Genomic DNA, 14,329 nt, shown 5'->3' with positions numbered 1-14,329 from the left:
TCCCTCACTTTCTCTCGAACTGAAATTCATCAATTATCTTCTCCGCAACCTCTTCCGGACTCATGTCCGTATTATTGATCTTTATATAATTCTCTCTTTCTATTTCCCCTTCCTGGGAGTTCAGGCGGAGTTTCTCCAGTGACGCGAGCAATCGTTTCTCGGAGTCTTCGATATTACGCTTGGAAGGTTTATGCTGCAGACGGTTTGGAGTAGTGTTTCTTTGCAATCTCACTTCCAGGTCGGATTCAAGCTCAACGAAATATACTTCTGCACCGTTGGATTCGAAAATGTTCGTGACCTTCTCGACCCATTTCCAGTCATTTTCCTCGTTAAATGCCCACATGAACGTGAAGATCATTCCGTACTGTTCTGTTTGTGAGAAGGATTTGAAGATTTCTTCTCTCATCATGCCGCATATTCTCCACATTTCCTCTGTAAATCCGAAGAAAGGCTGCAGCAATTCGATGGTCATATGATTATGAAATAGTTTCAGTTCTGTTCTTTTTTCTAATTCTTGCCCCACCGTCATTTTTCCGACGGCCTGTGGTCCAAATAGTAAGATGAGTTTCATAGAATTGCCCCTTTTTTGTCGTTTTCCCGTATAGTTGAAGTGAAATGAGCATTAAATCCCCAGATGGCTTTTACATTCATCCTGGTTTAAACCCCTATTTGAGCCGGTTTGAACTCTTTATGATCCACTTCAGAAATATATGAGCCGGAATTAGGTACTTATGATCCGGAATATCAATTTATGAGCTGAATATTCATTTTATAAGCTGTTTGTCGAAAGGATACAGAAATCTACTCGTCTCTTTCAGCCTCTCTCTTCGCGATCTCTAAATTCTCAAAATGGATACTCTTCATTCCTTCAAAAAAAGAATACCTCTCGCGGCAAAAGGCTTCGACCTCTTCTTCATCCTGTAAAAGATGATTGATATAATACAAGGACTCCTCCAGTCTTCGCGTCATTTCAGCCCTGTCATCCGTCACGGTTCCATGACCTGGGACATGAATCAGGATCGAGTGATGTTCCAAGATCGATTCAGCCTTTTTCATCGTTTTCTTATAATCTATGTAGCTGCTGCAAATGAATGGGAACTCAACATTAGACAGATAATCCCCTGTTAAAAGAATGCCCAAGGGTTCTATGACAGTGAAAAGGCCATCATGTGTATGCCCCGGTGCTTTGTAAAACGTTAAAGTAAGCTTTCCGAGATTGAGCTTCTCCCCATCACTGGTTATGGCGTGATCGACGGACGGATAGTAGGGCTCGTAGTCCCGTTTTATATAATATCGTTGATCAAACTGTTGGATTTTCTGAACGATTTCCTTCTTTTGTTCATGATTTTCAAGTTCTTCTGTAGCGATCACCTTTGCCTCTGGAAAGGCACCTGAACCGATGATGTGGTCGAAATCACTATGCGTGTAGATGATGTACAGCTGTTTGTCGCCTAACTCTTGATCCACATATTCCCGGATGGCTTGTATTTCATGTGGCAGCCAATTGGGATCGGTCATGATTATAACATCGTCGGTTTGGATGATGGCCGATGTGGTTTGATATAGTGAGCTTTGAAAAACAGTTAGAAATTCGTTTTTGTAGTGAATCATGATTTCCTCCTTATACTACTTTACTATTCTATTTCACTCCCATACTTCTCCGGCAGAAGTTCCATCACATTACACTTCACTAATTTTCCACGATAAGATAGGATGACATCGGTCTGTGTACCGTAATCACTGATTAACTCTCGACACATGCCGCAGGGTGCGACGACCCAGCATTTCTCGATATCTTCGTGTGGATGAGGGTGAGCGACGGCTACAATGGTTTCGAATTCATGGTCTCCTTCGGAAATAGACTTTCCGATAGCCATCGCTTCCCCGCAGACGGTGATCCTGCCAACATTCGCTTCTACATGAACGGCTGCATAAACCTCCCCGGTTGTGGCTCTGACGGCTGAACCAATATGGTGACGACCGTATCGATAATTCTTTTCTATGACTTTTTCTGCTTCTTTGATCAGTTCATAGTCTCGTTCTTCTAATGGTTTTACGTGTAACATGATGCACTCCCTATTTTCATATTTGCTTTGAAATCAATTCCACTATTTCATCCTGCGTCATCTCATCCGTCAAAACCACTTCCCCATCCACACCCAGATAATCCCGAGGAGTCCACCACTCACGCAAAGAATCCTCCCCGAACTCGCTCCGTTTGGAACGGGAATCATGACGACGAACGGTTTCTTGAAACGATAAATCATAATAATATGTATGAGCTTTTCCGTTATAGAAGCGGATTAACTCCCTAATCATGTCCCCGTAGCGCTGTTCGGAAAAGATTCCTTCCAATATGACCACTTCACTCTTGCCTTTACCGTACTCTGTGATTTGCCGGATCAAATCTATGGACAGGTTGCCGTCCCGGTCCTGAACCTTCAACATGTCCCTCCGAACGACATCCTGGGAGACCAGGAGTGTCCCCCGGCCGAAATGATGTTGAAGGCGTTTAGCTGTCGTGGTTTTTCCACTTCCCGAGTTGCCTCGAATGATGATCAATGTAGATTCCATACTTCCTCCCTGGTGTTAAAGCTTTATATTGTATTCCTCCAATAAATCCTTTAAAGCCGGTCTTTCGTTTCCATCCCTGCCCACCACGTGAGTTGCGGTGATCAAGGAGTTCAAGACCGCTTCTTCCGTCGCTTCCCCGATTGCCCGGAAGGCAACGTCCATCTCTTCTTCATGGATCATGGGAACAGTCATGCATTGGGACGTTTGGTCATGTGGGATCTTTGTTGCCGTCGAGAAGCCTATGACCACCTCGCCGCTCCCGGTTGTGATGATTGAGCCGGTGCGTGAGAGTCCCGTGACCGTCCGCTTGATGATCCGGTTGAGCTGCCTTTCGGATACAGGGAGGTCCGTCCCTGCAATGATGATGACGGAACCTTTGTCCTTTTCTTCACGGGTCTTGAGGATAGCTTTTTTCAGTTCTTCTCCCACCGGGTTCCCGTTAACGGTCAAATCGCTTAGTATTCCGAAGTTTGTTAGGACAAGGATCCCCATTGTGTAGGTCCCGTGGTCCAATTTCATGATCCTTGATGCTGTCCCGATGCCCCCTTTCAAGGAATAACAGAGCATGCCGGTACCGGCGCCGACTGTCCCTTCCTCTACTTTTGAAGAGGTGTTTTCAAGTGCCCTATGGAAGTGATCCCTCGTGATGAACCTTGCTCTGACATCATTTAAAAACATGTCATTGCATTCACATACAACGGGATTGACGGTCCCCGTCGTCCTGCCGATCTCGGGATTCCGTTCGAGCATGTATTCAATCAAGGCATCGGCAGCTGTTCCGATGCTCAATGTGTTCGTTAATAGAATCGGAGTTTCCAATGTTCCCAGTTCATTGATCTGGATCGTTCCCATCGTTTTGCCGAATCCGTTGATGACATGTGTGGAAGCGATGAGCTTCTCTTTGAACAGACTCCCCTGATGAGGCAGGATCGCCGTGACCCCGGTCTGCATGTCTTCCTGGCTGAGTGTGACATGACCGACCGTGACCCCTGCCACATCCGTGATCGAGTTTTGCGTGCCCGTTTCCAGCTTGCCGATCTTCACTCCGTAGTCTCGTATCCTCTTTTGTCGCTGAGTATCCATGACGCTCCCCCTTTAGGTGAATATTCCGAAAAATTCAGTTGTAAAAAATAACAGCAATGTAGCTGTCAGGAACGTTAACTGTGCTAGGGTGAATTTATAATCATTGGGATTGTCTGAATGCTTTTTTTCAAAAACAGCCCTGACTGATTCCGACAGGAGGATAAATCCGAATACCAATATATGCGTTTCTAAGTACCACACTTTCCCGATGGAATCGGGGTTAGAAATATGAAAGAAAACACCTGCGATGATCAGGACCACAAATGCCATTCGAATCGTCCAGTCCACCTTTTTATGTGTTTCATTCAAATGATGATAAGAGAAGATCTGCTTCCTTTTGACGTTCAAAAGCCTTCTCATTCCTGCGTTGAACAGGAAGATGAGGAGAGCATAGATGGATAGGAATAAAAAAAAATTCAACCAAATCGAATCCATTACATCACGTCTCCTTTTCTCAGATGATACACTACCAATTATTCCAAAATATTCAATCAAACTCAATCTTTTCTTTGATTCGGTATGTACGTTTCATTCGATATAACATTACAAAAAACAATATAAATTTATTGTAATACAATAAATACTGATATAAAATAAATGAATAAGTGAGGTGCTTTTATGAAACAAGCTACGACGCTCTTATTAAAAATAGCTGTTTTTGTTATCGGTATCCCCGTTCTTGCTTTTTGTCTATTTTTAGTGCCCCCATTCGCGAATTTCGCAGCAAACTTGAATACAGGTATTGGTCTAATGAAATATCTCATTTTTATTGTGATGTATGGAGCAGCTTTGCCTTTTTTCTTTGCTCTATATCAGGCATTCAATCTTTTACGATACATTGATGAGAACACTGCGTTCTCGGAATTATCTGTGAAGGCGTTAAAGAACATTAAGGGTTGTGCGATTACAATCAGCGGTTTGTATGTAGTAGGTATGCCATTCCTTCATTTAATAGCCAGGAACATTGACCCTCCCATTGGATTTTTGGGAATCATCATCATTTTCGGTTCGTTGGTTATCGCCGTTTTTGCGGCTATTCTACAAAGGCTTCTACAAGACGCAATTCACATAAAATCAGAAAATGATTTGACGGTTTGAGGTAGAGAGTATGGCCATTAACGAAGATATTAAAGTGGGGGGAGGGATAGTTAGTAAGCTATCCCTTTTTGCGTAAAAAACAGAAATTTAGTCAGTGAATCGAAAACTTAGCGGAAAGAAAATAAAGGGCCACATCAGAAACAGATCACCCTTTTGGAACTTTAACAATATGATCCGCTCTTCCGATTGGGTCGTCATGGAGGAGGTAATGGTCTTCAGCCTTCCAATATCTCCGTTCATACTTGGCTACTCTTTCCTTTTCATCCCCTAAATAGAGGTCGCGTCCGATGACTCTTTCCGTTCTTTGCTCATGGGTACAGTCCAGAAAGATGACATAGTCAAAGAAATCACGCCATTCTTTCCGTTGAAGGAAGACGCCTTCTATCAGGACGATGGTGTTTTGATCGTAGATGAAATCTTTCTTTATAATCATGTCGCTGAATGAATCGTAGAAGGGTAACGTGACATCAAGGGTATGATGCAGCTTCTGAAACAGAGAGGATTGGAGTGTTCCAATGTCCCATTGAAGAGCATAGTATTCATACCATTCTTCTTCTCCAGTCCCGTAACGCCTCCTCTTTTCCACTATGTAATCGTCCAAATGAAGGATGGTGGTTTTCTGCTTGAGTTTATTTTTCAACGCTTTTGCAAACGTGGTCTTACCTGCGCCTCCCAGTCCGTCAATTCCTACAATGAAAGGGCGGTGGTGCGTAGATCTCTTCTGATAACGCGGGAGCAATGTTTCTGTCACTAGATCCATCGCATCAATCATGATTTCAACACTTGTCCGCTATACGTGTCATGCTTCTCTAAACTCGCATTCTGGTATTGCCATTTCATACCTTGAAGGTGCATCTCCAGAAAGAATCGATCTTTGTTCATCTTTTTCCTCCTTACGAATCCTCTATTTACCAATTATTTCAAATCAAGATAAAAAACTCAATCCTAAACTCAAAGGCTAGGATTCTTTCATAAAAAAAAGGCCTGCCCTCTCCACATTAAACTCTAATGTGTCGGGGACAGACCTTTTTATCGAAGTTTATTCTTCTGAATCATCTTCAGCTTTGTTTTCATCATGGTCCTTTTGGTGGTCATCTTTCATTTTCACACCAGGTATGCCGGAAATATAGCCGACTCCTCCTGTTTCCATGATGCCAAGCGTGTCTTTCATGGCTTTCTCTAATTCTGTTTTATCAACGGCTGTGATTTCTTTCTCATCAAGATCCGCTCCAGGATGTTGATAATTACTTAGGACATAATTCGAGTCCTTCATTGAATCCACCGCTCTTAATCCTGTTGCTTCTGCTCCGACGGGAACGGAAAGGATTCTGGAAAGCTTTTTCGTTTGTACATCATACGCCCACACGAAGTTGTTCGTATGCATATCGCTGTCTTCTCCGATGAAGAGGGTATTCAGATCTTCTGAGAAGCTCAGGTTGTCAGGGTTGGCCACAAGATCAGGGTTGGCCGTGTTTCCTAGTGCATCCGGAGAAGCAAGGTCCTCTCCCAATACAAATCCGTTCATGCTGGCAGGAACATAGCCGCTGTCAATCTTCTCATCGTCACGATCTGTTTGACCTTCTTGAAGATTTAATTCATATGTGACACCTGACTCAATCTTCGGAAGTTGAATGTCGTCCTGAACGGCTCCTTCTTGTTTTTCCATGCTTCCTTCTTGATAAGAGATGGCCATATACGCTTTATGATCTTCGGCGTTGACGGCAAGTCCCTCCATTTTGTTGAATTCAGAAGTCGCACCAAGGATGGCTCCGTAACGGCGTGGTTCTAAGAATGCTGCCGCTTTTTCCATGCCTGGCTTCACTTTTAGATATTCGACAGAATCATGGGAGTTCGTCTTAACAGCCGTAAACCCTTCTGCTGGTTCTTCCGTTGTTTCGAAAATATCGCTGAATGTCACTCCACCGTCTATCATGTCTTTGATTTCTTTGTCGGTACCGTGTCCAAGTTTGATCCAGTTTAAGTCACCAGATCCGCCTTTTTCTGTACCGGTTTGATTGAACTTAGCAGCATATAAAGTTCCTGCTGAGAAATCTTCTTCTTTATCGGCTACATACATGAACATCATCGTATTGCCGCCGTCGTCACCGAAAATGGCCGTCTTATTATCCGGAAGGACTTGCATCATTTCATGAGAGAAACGGCCAGTGCTGTAATGTTTAACAACAGATGGCTTTCCATCATTAGAAACCGAGATCTCAGGAATCCAGCCATAATTGTAAGGATTCGCTTTTGCCTCGTCATTGAAATAATACTTGGCAAAGTTGCTGACTTCTTTATAGGCATCAGAATCTTTGTTTTCAAAATCTCTTGCGTCCGGCTCATATTCCTCTGAACCGAGGTGCGTGCCCCAATCCGTTGTGGATCCGTTACATGGGTTCCATAGTCCGTCTACTCTCGAGAAATCAATCTTATGGGCTTCTTTCACAGAAAGCTTGCCCGTTTTTTTATCATGGTCAAGCTCTGACAATGTCATCGATGCAGGAAGACCAGAAATCTTCTCACCTGCGTTATTTTGTGAATCATATTCAAAGTGGGAAACCATAAATGACTTGTTCCCTTTCTTTAGAAAGCTGTTGGAATCCGGCGCGTCCGAAATGAAATAAGATGGACTGGATGGAACGCTTTTGTCCATGATCGGATCACCGTTCACGTCGATCGGTGTACCGGCTGGAATCATTTCTCCCTTATTGTCGACGATTTTATCTTTTGATAGGTAGAGTTGATCATAGTTAAGAGGCAGTTCTTTGACTGTCCCGTCTTTATAAGTCACTTTGACTGTTGCTGTTGTATAGGTTTTCACCATATTTTTGATATTATCAGGAGCTTTCATGGAAGAGAATTCAACACTCTCGATTTTCTTGTGTGAATCTTTCTTTTCACCGTGGCCTCCGTTCTCTTGAGCCATGGCTGTTAAGGATGAAGATGCTAGTAACGCCATCGATAATCCGATTGATAGTCTTTTTTTCATCTTTAAAACCTCCTACTGTATTTACTACGACTCTAGTAAAACATCGAAAGTTTAAGCCAGTATGAATACAAGTGGGATAAGTTTAAATCTATGTAAATATTCATTTACGTTACGATATCAATTTTATGAGGATATGTTAAGGACGCAATCTCTAATACATTCCCGTCCAGATCAATCACATGAAATACCGACCTGTTTATGTCTCTCCTCACTTTAAAGTGTCGTGTTTCAAGCATCCGATAATAGCGAAAGATACGCGATGGGTCACTCTGTTTGATTGCGGTTGAGAGATTCTGAATCATTTCGGGATTGGCGAATGCAGGAACCGGTGTGTCTTCATTAACAGCTGTCAGCTTTTTTCTGGAACGATGAAGGGCGGTTTTGATGAACTCATCGCTAACTCTCAACATGGCGGCGATTTCCTTTGTTGTATAGTTGAAGACATCTTTCAAGGTGATGAGCATCCCCTGCTGCAAAGGCAAAGCCGAAAGCAGGATTTCGATCAATCCCTCGAATTCAGATGGGTCATATACTCCATAGATTTCTTCATGTAGAGTAAAGGATTCCCTTTTCTTTCTTTTTCCATCGATAAAAAGGTTTTTGGCGACCGTGTAGAGAAATGAAAAAGTGAACGCCCGATCAGGATCCTGCTTTTTCAATGGGTAGACTTTCAGGAGCGTCTCCTGTACGAGGTCTTCTGCTTCCCATGTGGAACCCGTTAATTTCAGGCAATACCGATACAGTTTGGTGACCGTATGTTCCAACTCATCAAAAATCAGTTCAACCACCTCACATTTTTTGTAACTTTTTCTTCATTATATTCGTTATACATATGAATTTCATTTATAAGGAGAGGATACGATGTTTAAGATTGGAAGTGTATTTGTCCCTGTGACGAATCTTGAGAAATCAACCGCCTGGTATGAGGAGCATTTAGGGTTGAAGAAAATCGATTCGTGGGACGGGGGTGCCTGCTTTTACTTACCAAACGGTTCGACACAGTTTGGGTTGATTGAAGTGGAAACCCCTCAACCGACGGAGTTTATCATTAAGGGAAAGCAAAAAAATAGCTATTTCAATTTTGTTGTACAGGATGTTGATTCAATTCATGAGGAATTGAACGGCAAAGGTGTCGTCACGTCCGATATCGACGACTTCGGCGGGATGCGCTTTTTCGATTTCTTTGATCCGGACGGAAATCCCTTCAGCGTGGTGAGCGAAGTGGAAGGATCACCGTTTCATTCGGATAATATTAAAAAGCTCCAGGAAATGAATCGCTGAAGAAAAAAGGTGTCCGGGATCCCGGCCACCTTTTTATTCTGATTCAACCGCTGTTTTGAGTGCGTCGAATGGTTCTTTTTCTTGTGAAGTGATTGTATAAACAGTCTTTCCTTTTTGCCACATCACCACGGTTGCGGGGTGGTCCTTAAATCCGTTGATTGTAATCACTCCCCTGTCTTCCGGAGCGGGCAAGTAGTTCGTCTCCAGATATTCTACGACGTTCTTAGCCATTTCTTCGGCTCCATCATATCCATCAATACCATACTGTGGATCTAGCGGAAAGTTGACTTTGATCAGCCAGCGACCTTCATTCCAATAAAGATACTCATGACCGGCCGCCCCTTCCTGGAGTCCTTTGATACCGTGACCAAGATCGATGTTCGTCTGATCGACCTTCTCATATCCTTCGATTTGAGCCGCCGCTTCTTCAGGTGAAGGATACTCCTTTTTCTGAATATCCTCGTTTTCACTGCTGGCATCACTTTCTGTTTCACCATTGCTGTCTCCAGCGTCTTCATTGTTTTCATTCTCATCGGCGTTCATATCTTCACCGGCATTTTCCTCTGCACTGTTTTCATCATTCATATCCACGGAGGTATCCTTTTGGTTTTCGTCCATGGACTGAGTGTTTTCATCTTGATCTGATGCAGTCCCGTCCCCGCTGCAGGCCGTTAGGAGTAAAGCACTGCCAAGAAGGAGAGCTGCCGAAGTTGTTTTGAAAGTCATTTCTGCACCACCTTTTATCGTATATATACCACGTTAAGATGAATATATTCAATAAATGATGGAAAAAGAGTTACTACTTGGACGAAGAAGGGTATGGATACATGAGTATAAAGGGGAGTTGTTTTCATGAAGATGACAAAGCTAGATCTGATGACCTGTTTATTATCAAGGGATCAGCATTCATTCAAGAAGTTTTATCAGGATTATGAAACATTTATGTTCCGTACAGGCTATCGGGTGACGGGATGCAGTACCGCGACGGAACAGTTGATTTTGATGATCATGAGGAATATATGGGAGCAACCCTCGGTCATTTCACGATCTTCGGACCGCTATTTATCGGTTATTTTGCAGAAGTTGATGGTGAATCATAAGTGAGACCTTCTATTTAATGTAAGAACAAGAATCCTTGAATTGAAGAGTAGAGGCAAAGTAAGCCCACTGATATTAATAACACTCCCCTCCCCTTATGGTCCTTTTTAATTTCTTCTATCCCCATGATTCCAATTGATAGACTAAACATCAACATCACAAGTTCAATCCATCTATATTCTTTCATCACCAGTACATAGATGGCCAGAATGAAGCTTGTTAAGGAGAATATACTCCCAAAAAATTTCATGATTCCATCACTCCGCTTTCTTGCCGTTTTGAAAGGTCATTTGTTTCTTTTCGAAAAAGTCGTCTTCCTTGATATCTCCGATTAATAGAGATTTGAATTCATCGAATAACAAATGTACCTCCGACTCTTCGTTTAATCGCTCCATACTCCTTCGGTACTCATTTTCATCCTGATAACGAGATATTTCCATCCATTTTGTTTCATCATTCTTACTGTTTATGTAAATAGTTTGGTAGTCAATATACTGACCATACAATTCCCCTGCTCGTTCTTGGATGTCCAGAAACTGTTCTACCTTCTCTTTCGGAATATGATAATGATAGATTTTGACGTACATTGAATCCCTCCATATTGTAAGTGTTAGGACCCATTTGTAGAAGAAAGCTTCTTTGCCTTATTATATTCCTGCATTGACCGAAGCAACATTAGGGTCATCATAACGATCAAATACAGGGGCTGACGATCGAAATGATCCTCAATGAATACATCCTTGATCAGAACATAGCAGCCATACAAAATCCAAAATCCTGTAAAGTAGGTGAGAAAACGCCAGAATCTCGGATACGCTTTTTCTTTTGTCATTTTCCGCCTCCTAGCATTCTATTTTATGAATAAGAACATCCTCATCTTTCAAAGCACCCTGCTTCACATACCGGATCAAACTTCCCGATTCCTTTTTGACCCGTTTGATCCCCGTTTCACTTAGGAACCAGTTATCTTCTCTAGTATTGTCATCTTCTGCCGGGCATAAGGTGAATGATATCCATTCAGGCATATAGGTTTTCAGCGTCAGATGAAGTCTTCTCATATGGTAGGAAGATGTTACGACGAGCAGCCTCCTAATGTTGTGTAAATGAAATTCCCGATCAAGAACAAGGAGGGACGCCAGAACATTTTCAAGGGTGTGTAGGGAAAGCGTTTCTGTTAAGATATCTTTTTCCGGAACTCCTAATGAGATTGCTCCCCTTTTCAATTTTTCGGCTTCGGTATACTCACTCCCCCGCCATTTCACGCCACCGGAAAACAGGATTTTACCGGCTCTTCCCTGTTTATACAGCTCCACGGCTTTAGGTAAACGGTATGTCATGGCCTTACTGCTTCCCGCCACGAAGATACAATCTCCATGCTGTTGATCGTCTTCAATATCCGAGAATAATAGATTCCCCATCTGATCAGGTGTAAGCCTTTCAATCTCCAAAGTCGATATGTACATACTCAAATACTCACCATGACAGAATAAAAGAACAACAGTACCGAAATCATTCCAACCGCATAAAGGGACAGCTTCTTAAGGCGATCGCTTTCAAATGTCTTATTGAGCAAGTAAAAAAAGCCGACTACCCAAATCCCGTCTAAAAAGAACGTCGAAATGATATTCCTGAACACATTAAAGATTAAAAGCATCATGTTAAGCCCCTTCTTTCTCTTTTTTCATTTGATTAAGGGTCAAAATAAGCCCCGTAAATCCTGCCAAAAAAGAAGGTGGTAGACTCCACATTAGATATCTCCATTGACCCGTATACAGAGAGACAAAGAGAAAAAAGAGTGGAAATCCGACTAATACGACCCACGACACAAGTAAAGCCAATTGATTATTGTTTTTCATATAGAACCTCCGTTCAAGTATACTTGGTATGCCATTCCCATATTAACATAATTTTCCTACATAAGTTCTCAAAAAAAGAGGCACTCTTCCCATTTAAGAAAAGTACCCGTTCAATCACCTTTTGAATAAAAGGAATAAAATAAGAAAAATAATCATTCCCAAGAACAAAAGATACCCCATTCCCATGCTGTAGACGAAGTACACCCTCACATGAAGGATAATGCGGATGATATGAAAGATCAGGATGCACAAAAGCACCAGAATGACGATGTTCACCTGTCTGTCACGATTGCGATACATTGAAATCAGCCCCTATCAGAGAGCCAGATACAAGTTGGAACTTGTACCGTTCGTCTTTCTATATACCTATTTTCCATGCAGCTTCAATATTCATGAAACATATGATGATGCTTAGTCGATGGCATCCAGTTTCCTATGTAGCTGAGATAGCTCCTGCTCAAGTTCGTCCAACTTTCTTTGTTGAATATCCGTGTTTCTGCCGAAGGTTTCCAGCTTCTCAAGATCTCCCTGGATGCGAATATACTCTAATTTCACTTCGTTGATTTGATATTCTAATTCTGATTTAGTCATGGTGCTTCCTTCCTTTCAAAAGATGTTTTTGTTTTGGATTACAGCAATAAGTCAAATGAATATCCAATTGAGATAAAAATGATAAAGGCAATGAGCCCCATAAATGTAATGATGTATTCTCTTTTTGAGTTTTCGTGTTTCCACTGCATATAGGTTTCGAATGCCCAGATGACCACGATGAGAGCAACATTGATCACCCCTGAAGGATAGAATATGACACAAATGAAGAAGACAGTCCAAAGGAGTCGTTTTCCCCAAACATGAACGCTATTGATTCCCTGTGCACTTGAACGATCTGGTTTTTCAATGCTCCACTTTCTTCTAGCCTTTTTTTCAATAACAAAAAAGACCAATAGAAACGCGGTAAAATAAAGGATAAATTGAAAGATATCATTGAATATGATGTTCAAAAGCTCCGGAACCCCTTTCTTTCGAACTGATTACTATAGCTGAATGAAGGTCTGAATGTGGAACCAATAAAAGTAGCTTATTAATACAACACCGATGACCTTAATGAACATATTGTGACCACGAGCGGCCTTTTTGGTACCTCCGAAATAGAAATAGAGTGCTCCTATCAAGAAGACGATATATAGTATGACTTTTATTATGAGCTCCATATTTCACCTCTTTTATATGAATCTACAAATAAGAATTCCACGCCACAATCACTAACACCACTAAAAATCCTATACGATAAAACGCCTTTTCTTTTCTTGTGGCACCAATCTTATCATCTGCAAATTTAAAATACGAAACAAGTAATAAATAACCAAACATCGTCAGGCCGTATCCCACATGATCGTTCACAACGGATAAATTCCTTAAAATCGCCAGTCCTATGAGAAGGAGTCCTGAATATCCCAGTATGAGATACATATGTTTTCTGGCTTGTTCCTCCTTCATGCATCAGCCCCCTTTTCAAAACCTATCGGGTCTTTCCCTCACTTCCTCTGTTCGTTCGCCTTTTCATGATTCCCAACGATCCAGGCCATTGCTAACACGGACCCTGTTACAACGATTGGTGTGAGTAAACTCATAATGCCCCCTCCTTTCATTTCTTTATAGAGTAAGATTCCCAGGTAGCCTCCCCTTGAAAGATTACTTGCAGGATATCCACCAACTTCTCCGTCGTCTCCTCGACAAACTGCGTAACTTCATCAGGGGTTAAATAGGTAAACATATAATCCGGTTCCAGAGCGAAGGCATAAGAATCACCTAGATAAAAGGCCGTAATCCGTTTAATTTGTTTGGTAATCTGGTTCTCTGGAAAGATGTCCAGGTAATCTGGAAAACTCTTAATATGTTGAAAAACACGATGAAATACTGTATCCGTGTTTCCTTGTAAATAGACGAAATCCGTTCCATACCAGTCCCCTTTTATTTTTCTCGTGTATTCAGGTGTTCCGAGAATCGTTTGATAAATGGGTTCTTTCTTCTTTTCGTGATGCATCTTGCTCCATTCCACATCCGTCACCAGATGAAGGTAGTACCCTAAAAAAAAGGATGAGCGGGGATCGGTGAAACCCTGTCGACCTTCTATATATTGTTTCAGAAACAGGTCTGGATTTATTTTCCCATTTTCTCTAAAATGAGTGACGATTTTATCAGGATGAAAGATACCTGTCTCTGGATCAGGCAATCCACAATCCGGTCCGATGTTTCCGACCACAAACTCTTCTTCAGCAACCTGTAATCCTTTATTCAGCAGATTCTCTGCGATTCTGAAATGTACCAACCACGTTGCCAATGCGTTCAA

General features: G+C 42.0%; 24 protein-coding genes. 3 read left to right on the top strand and 21 right to left on the bottom strand.

Annotated elements, in window-relative coordinates:
• Window positions 1-4: 4 nt before the first annotated feature.
• From ACIGG7_RS03775 to ACIGG7_RS03750, 6 genes are all read right to left on the bottom strand, one after another.
• On the bottom strand, window positions 5-571 hold the full coding sequence (locus ACIGG7_RS03775) for a DEAD/DEAH box helicase family protein (RefSeq protein WP_397548876.1): 567 nt from the start codon (window positions 569-571) through the stop codon (window positions 5-7).
• Window positions 572-801: 230 nt separating this feature from the next.
• Entirely contained in the window at window positions 802-1,611 is an 810-nt protein-coding gene (locus ACIGG7_RS03770; protein WP_397548875.1) for an MBL fold metallo-hydrolase, read from the bottom strand.
• Window positions 1,612-1,634: 23 nt separating this feature from the next.
• Window positions 1,635-2,066, bottom strand: a complete 432-nt coding sequence (locus ACIGG7_RS03765) for a cytidine deaminase (protein WP_397548874.1) — start codon at window positions 2,064-2,066, stop codon at window positions 1,635-1,637.
• Window positions 2,067-2,082: 16 nt separating this feature from the next.
• Window positions 2,083-2,574, bottom strand: a complete 492-nt coding sequence (locus ACIGG7_RS03760) for a kinase (protein ID WP_397548873.1) — start codon at window positions 2,572-2,574, stop codon at window positions 2,083-2,085.
• A gap of 15 nt (window positions 2,575-2,589) precedes the next feature.
• Window positions 2,590-3,657, bottom strand: coding sequence for a DmpA family aminopeptidase (locus ACIGG7_RS03755; protein WP_397548872.1), 1,068 nt, complete (start codon window positions 3,655-3,657; stop codon window positions 2,590-2,592).
• A 12-nt stretch (window positions 3,658-3,669) separates the two neighbouring features.
• Window positions 3,670-4,092 carry a DUF4181 domain-containing protein gene (locus tag ACIGG7_RS03750; protein ID WP_397548871.1) on the bottom strand — a complete coding sequence of 141 codons (423 nt, stop codon included), beginning with the start codon at window positions 4,090-4,092 and terminating at the stop codon, window positions 3,670-3,672.
• Window positions 4,093-4,275: 183 nt separating this feature from the next.
• Here ACIGG7_RS03750 and ACIGG7_RS03745 point away from each other — a divergent pair, with 183 nt between their 5' ends.
• The gene (locus ACIGG7_RS03745; RefSeq protein WP_397548870.1) at window positions 4,276-4,755 is read left to right on the top strand and encodes a DUF2975 domain-containing protein; all 480 of its coding nucleotides are present in this window, start codon (window positions 4,276-4,278) and stop codon (window positions 4,753-4,755) included.
• Window positions 4,756-4,900: 145 nt separating this feature from the next.
• Here the strand turns inward: ACIGG7_RS03745 and ACIGG7_RS03740 are convergent, their stop codons facing one another.
• From ACIGG7_RS03740 to ACIGG7_RS03730, 3 genes are all read right to left on the bottom strand, one after another.
• Window positions 4,901-5,527 (bottom strand): kinase, encoded by a 627-nt coding sequence (locus tag ACIGG7_RS03740; protein ID WP_397548869.1) that lies wholly within the window; start codon window positions 5,525-5,527, stop codon window positions 4,901-4,903.
• A 267-nt stretch (window positions 5,528-5,794) separates the two neighbouring features.
• A complete protein-coding gene (locus ACIGG7_RS03735; protein WP_397548868.1) occupies window positions 5,795-7,744 on the bottom strand; it encodes a PhoX family protein in 1,950 nt (649 codons plus the stop codon).
• Between the two features lie 104 nt (window positions 7,745-7,848).
• A complete protein-coding gene (locus tag ACIGG7_RS03730; RefSeq protein ID WP_397548867.1) occupies window positions 7,849-8,532 on the bottom strand; it encodes an RNA polymerase sigma factor in 684 nt (227 codons plus the stop codon).
• A gap of 73 nt (window positions 8,533-8,605) precedes the next feature.
• Here ACIGG7_RS03730 and ACIGG7_RS03725 point away from each other — a divergent pair, with 73 nt between their 5' ends.
• Window positions 8,606-9,025, top strand: coding sequence for a VOC family protein (locus ACIGG7_RS03725; protein ID WP_397548866.1), 420 nt, complete (start codon window positions 8,606-8,608; stop codon window positions 9,023-9,025).
• A gap of 33 nt (window positions 9,026-9,058) precedes the next feature.
• On the opposite strand, the gene ACIGG7_RS03720 is transcribed toward ACIGG7_RS03725, so the two are convergent.
• On the bottom strand, window positions 9,059-9,751 hold the full coding sequence (locus ACIGG7_RS03720; protein WP_397548865.1) for a hypothetical protein: 693 nt from the start codon (window positions 9,749-9,751) through the stop codon (window positions 9,059-9,061).
• A 126-nt stretch (window positions 9,752-9,877) separates the two neighbouring features.
• Here ACIGG7_RS03720 and ACIGG7_RS03715 point away from each other — a divergent pair, with 126 nt between their 5' ends.
• The gene (locus tag ACIGG7_RS03715) at window positions 9,878-10,129 is read left to right on the top strand and encodes a hypothetical protein (protein ID WP_397548864.1); all 252 of its coding nucleotides are present in this window, start codon (window positions 9,878-9,880) and stop codon (window positions 10,127-10,129) included.
• A 10-nt stretch (window positions 10,130-10,139) separates the two neighbouring features.
• On the opposite strand, the gene ACIGG7_RS03710 is transcribed toward ACIGG7_RS03715, so the two are convergent.
• From ACIGG7_RS03710 to ACIGG7_RS03660, 11 genes are all read right to left on the bottom strand, one after another.
• Window positions 10,140-10,373: a DUF3953 domain-containing protein gene (locus tag ACIGG7_RS03710; RefSeq protein WP_224942722.1), complete on the bottom strand. Its 234-nt coding sequence runs from the start codon at window positions 10,371-10,373 to the stop codon at window positions 10,140-10,142.
• Window positions 10,374-10,380: 7 nt separating this feature from the next.
• Window positions 10,381-10,710: a hypothetical protein gene (locus ACIGG7_RS03705; protein ID WP_224942721.1), complete on the bottom strand. Its 330-nt coding sequence runs from the start codon at window positions 10,708-10,710 to the stop codon at window positions 10,381-10,383.
• A gap of 23 nt (window positions 10,711-10,733) precedes the next feature.
• Window positions 10,734-10,955 carry a hypothetical protein gene (locus tag ACIGG7_RS03700; protein ID WP_224942720.1) on the bottom strand — a complete coding sequence of 74 codons (222 nt, stop codon included), beginning with the start codon at window positions 10,953-10,955 and terminating at the stop codon, window positions 10,734-10,736.
• A gap of 10 nt (window positions 10,956-10,965) precedes the next feature.
• Window positions 10,966-11,586 (bottom strand): YdcF family protein, encoded by a 621-nt coding sequence (locus ACIGG7_RS03695; protein WP_397548863.1) that lies wholly within the window; start codon window positions 11,584-11,586, stop codon window positions 10,966-10,968.
• A gap of 2 nt (window positions 11,587-11,588) precedes the next feature.
• Window positions 11,589-11,780, bottom strand: a complete 192-nt coding sequence (locus tag ACIGG7_RS03690; RefSeq protein ID WP_397548862.1) for a hypothetical protein — start codon at window positions 11,778-11,780, stop codon at window positions 11,589-11,591.
• Between the two features lies 1 nt (window position 11,781).
• Entirely contained in the window at window positions 11,782-11,979 is a 198-nt protein-coding gene (locus ACIGG7_RS03685) for a hypothetical protein (RefSeq protein WP_397548861.1), read from the bottom strand.
• Window positions 11,980-12,390: 411 nt separating this feature from the next.
• The gene (locus tag ACIGG7_RS03680) at window positions 12,391-12,570 is read right to left on the bottom strand and encodes an SE1832 family protein (RefSeq protein ID WP_224942713.1); all 180 of its coding nucleotides are present in this window, start codon (window positions 12,568-12,570) and stop codon (window positions 12,391-12,393) included.
• 38 nt (window positions 12,571-12,608) lie between these two features.
• On the bottom strand, window positions 12,609-12,980 hold the full coding sequence (locus ACIGG7_RS03675) for a DUF4181 domain-containing protein (protein ID WP_397548860.1): 372 nt from the start codon (window positions 12,978-12,980) through the stop codon (window positions 12,609-12,611).
• A 33-nt stretch (window positions 12,981-13,013) separates the two neighbouring features.
• Window positions 13,014-13,190, bottom strand: coding sequence for a hypothetical protein (locus ACIGG7_RS03670; protein WP_397548859.1), 177 nt, complete (start codon window positions 13,188-13,190; stop codon window positions 13,014-13,016).
• Between the two features lie 22 nt (window positions 13,191-13,212).
• On the bottom strand, window positions 13,213-13,476 hold the full coding sequence (locus ACIGG7_RS03665) for a hypothetical protein (RefSeq protein ID WP_397548858.1): 264 nt from the start codon (window positions 13,474-13,476) through the stop codon (window positions 13,213-13,215).
• A 148-nt stretch (window positions 13,477-13,624) separates the two neighbouring features.
• Window positions 13,625-14,320, bottom strand: a complete 696-nt coding sequence (locus ACIGG7_RS03660) for a zinc dependent phospholipase C family protein (RefSeq protein ID WP_397548857.1) — start codon at window positions 14,318-14,320, stop codon at window positions 13,625-13,627.
• Window positions 14,321-14,329: the final 9 nt, after the last annotated feature.

It is taken from the genome of Rossellomorea sp. NPDC077527 (genome assembly GCF_044542955.1).
Lineage (GTDB): Bacteria > Bacillota > Bacilli > Bacillales > Bacillaceae_B > Rossellomorea > Rossellomorea aquimaris_E.
Note: the sequence above shows the minus strand (reverse complement) of the source record. Positions and strands in the feature narration are given on the sequence as shown.

What these genes read in the sequence shown, in the direction of transcription:
- ACIGG7_RS03775 (WP_397548876.1), bottom strand. Translation starts at nt 571, where the DNA reads ATGAAACTCATCTTACTATTTGGACCACAGGCCGTCGGAAAAATGACG.
- ACIGG7_RS03770 (WP_397548875.1), bottom strand. Translation starts at nt 1,611, where the DNA reads ATGATTCACTACAAAAACGAATTTCTAACTGTTTTTCAAAGCTCACTA.
- ACIGG7_RS03765 (WP_397548874.1), bottom strand. Translation starts at nt 2,066, where the DNA reads ATGTTACACGTAAAACCATTAGAAGAACGAGACTATGAACTGATCAAA.
- ACIGG7_RS03760 (WP_397548873.1), bottom strand. Translation starts at nt 2,574, where the DNA reads ATGGAATCTACATTGATCATCATTCGAGGCAACTCGGGAAGTGGAAAA.
- ACIGG7_RS03755 (WP_397548872.1), bottom strand. Translation starts at nt 3,657, where the DNA reads ATGGATACTCAGCGACAAAAGAGGATACGAGACTACGGAGTGAAGATC.
- ACIGG7_RS03750 (WP_397548871.1), bottom strand. Translation starts at nt 4,092, where the DNA reads ATGGATTCGATTTGGTTGAATTTTTTTTTATTCCTATCCATCTATGCT.
- ACIGG7_RS03745 (WP_397548870.1), top strand. Translation starts at nt 4,276, where the DNA reads ATGAAACAAGCTACGACGCTCTTATTAAAAATAGCTGTTTTTGTTATC.
- ACIGG7_RS03740 (WP_397548869.1), bottom strand. Translation starts at nt 5,527, where the DNA reads ATGATTGATGCGATGGATCTAGTGACAGAAACATTGCTCCCGCGTTAT.
- ACIGG7_RS03735 (WP_397548868.1), bottom strand. Translation starts at nt 7,744, where the DNA reads ATGAAAAAAAGACTATCAATCGGATTATCGATGGCGTTACTAGCATCT.
- ACIGG7_RS03725 (WP_397548866.1), top strand. Translation starts at nt 8,606, where the DNA reads ATGTTTAAGATTGGAAGTGTATTTGTCCCTGTGACGAATCTTGAGAAA.
- ACIGG7_RS03720 (WP_397548865.1), bottom strand. Translation starts at nt 9,751, where the DNA reads ATGACTTTCAAAACAACTTCGGCAGCTCTCCTTCTTGGCAGTGCTTTA.
- ACIGG7_RS03715 (WP_397548864.1), top strand. Translation starts at nt 9,878, where the DNA reads ATGAAGATGACAAAGCTAGATCTGATGACCTGTTTATTATCAAGGGAT.
- ACIGG7_RS03710 (WP_224942722.1), bottom strand. Translation starts at nt 10,373, where the DNA reads ATGAAATTTTTTGGGAGTATATTCTCCTTAACAAGCTTCATTCTGGCC.
- ACIGG7_RS03705 (WP_224942721.1), bottom strand. Translation starts at nt 10,710, where the DNA reads ATGTACGTCAAAATCTATCATTATCATATTCCGAAAGAGAAGGTAGAA.
- ACIGG7_RS03700 (WP_224942720.1), bottom strand. Translation starts at nt 10,955, where the DNA reads ATGACAAAAGAAAAAGCGTATCCGAGATTCTGGCGTTTTCTCACCTAC.
- ACIGG7_RS03695 (WP_397548863.1), bottom strand. Translation starts at nt 11,586, where the DNA reads ATGTACATATCGACTTTGGAGATTGAAAGGCTTACACCTGATCAGATG.
- ACIGG7_RS03690 (WP_397548862.1), bottom strand. Translation starts at nt 11,780, where the DNA reads ATGATGCTTTTAATCTTTAATGTGTTCAGGAATATCATTTCGACGTTC.
- ACIGG7_RS03685 (WP_397548861.1), bottom strand. Translation starts at nt 11,979, where the DNA reads ATGAAAAACAATAATCAATTGGCTTTACTTGTGTCGTGGGTCGTATTA.
- ACIGG7_RS03680 (WP_224942713.1), bottom strand. Translation starts at nt 12,570, where the DNA reads ATGACTAAATCAGAATTAGAATATCAAATCAACGAAGTGAAATTAGAG.
- ACIGG7_RS03670 (WP_397548859.1), bottom strand. Translation starts at nt 13,190, where the DNA reads ATGGAGCTCATAATAAAAGTCATACTATATATCGTCTTCTTGATAGGA.
- ACIGG7_RS03665 (WP_397548858.1), bottom strand. Translation starts at nt 13,476, where the DNA reads ATGAAGGAGGAACAAGCCAGAAAACATATGTATCTCATACTGGGATAT.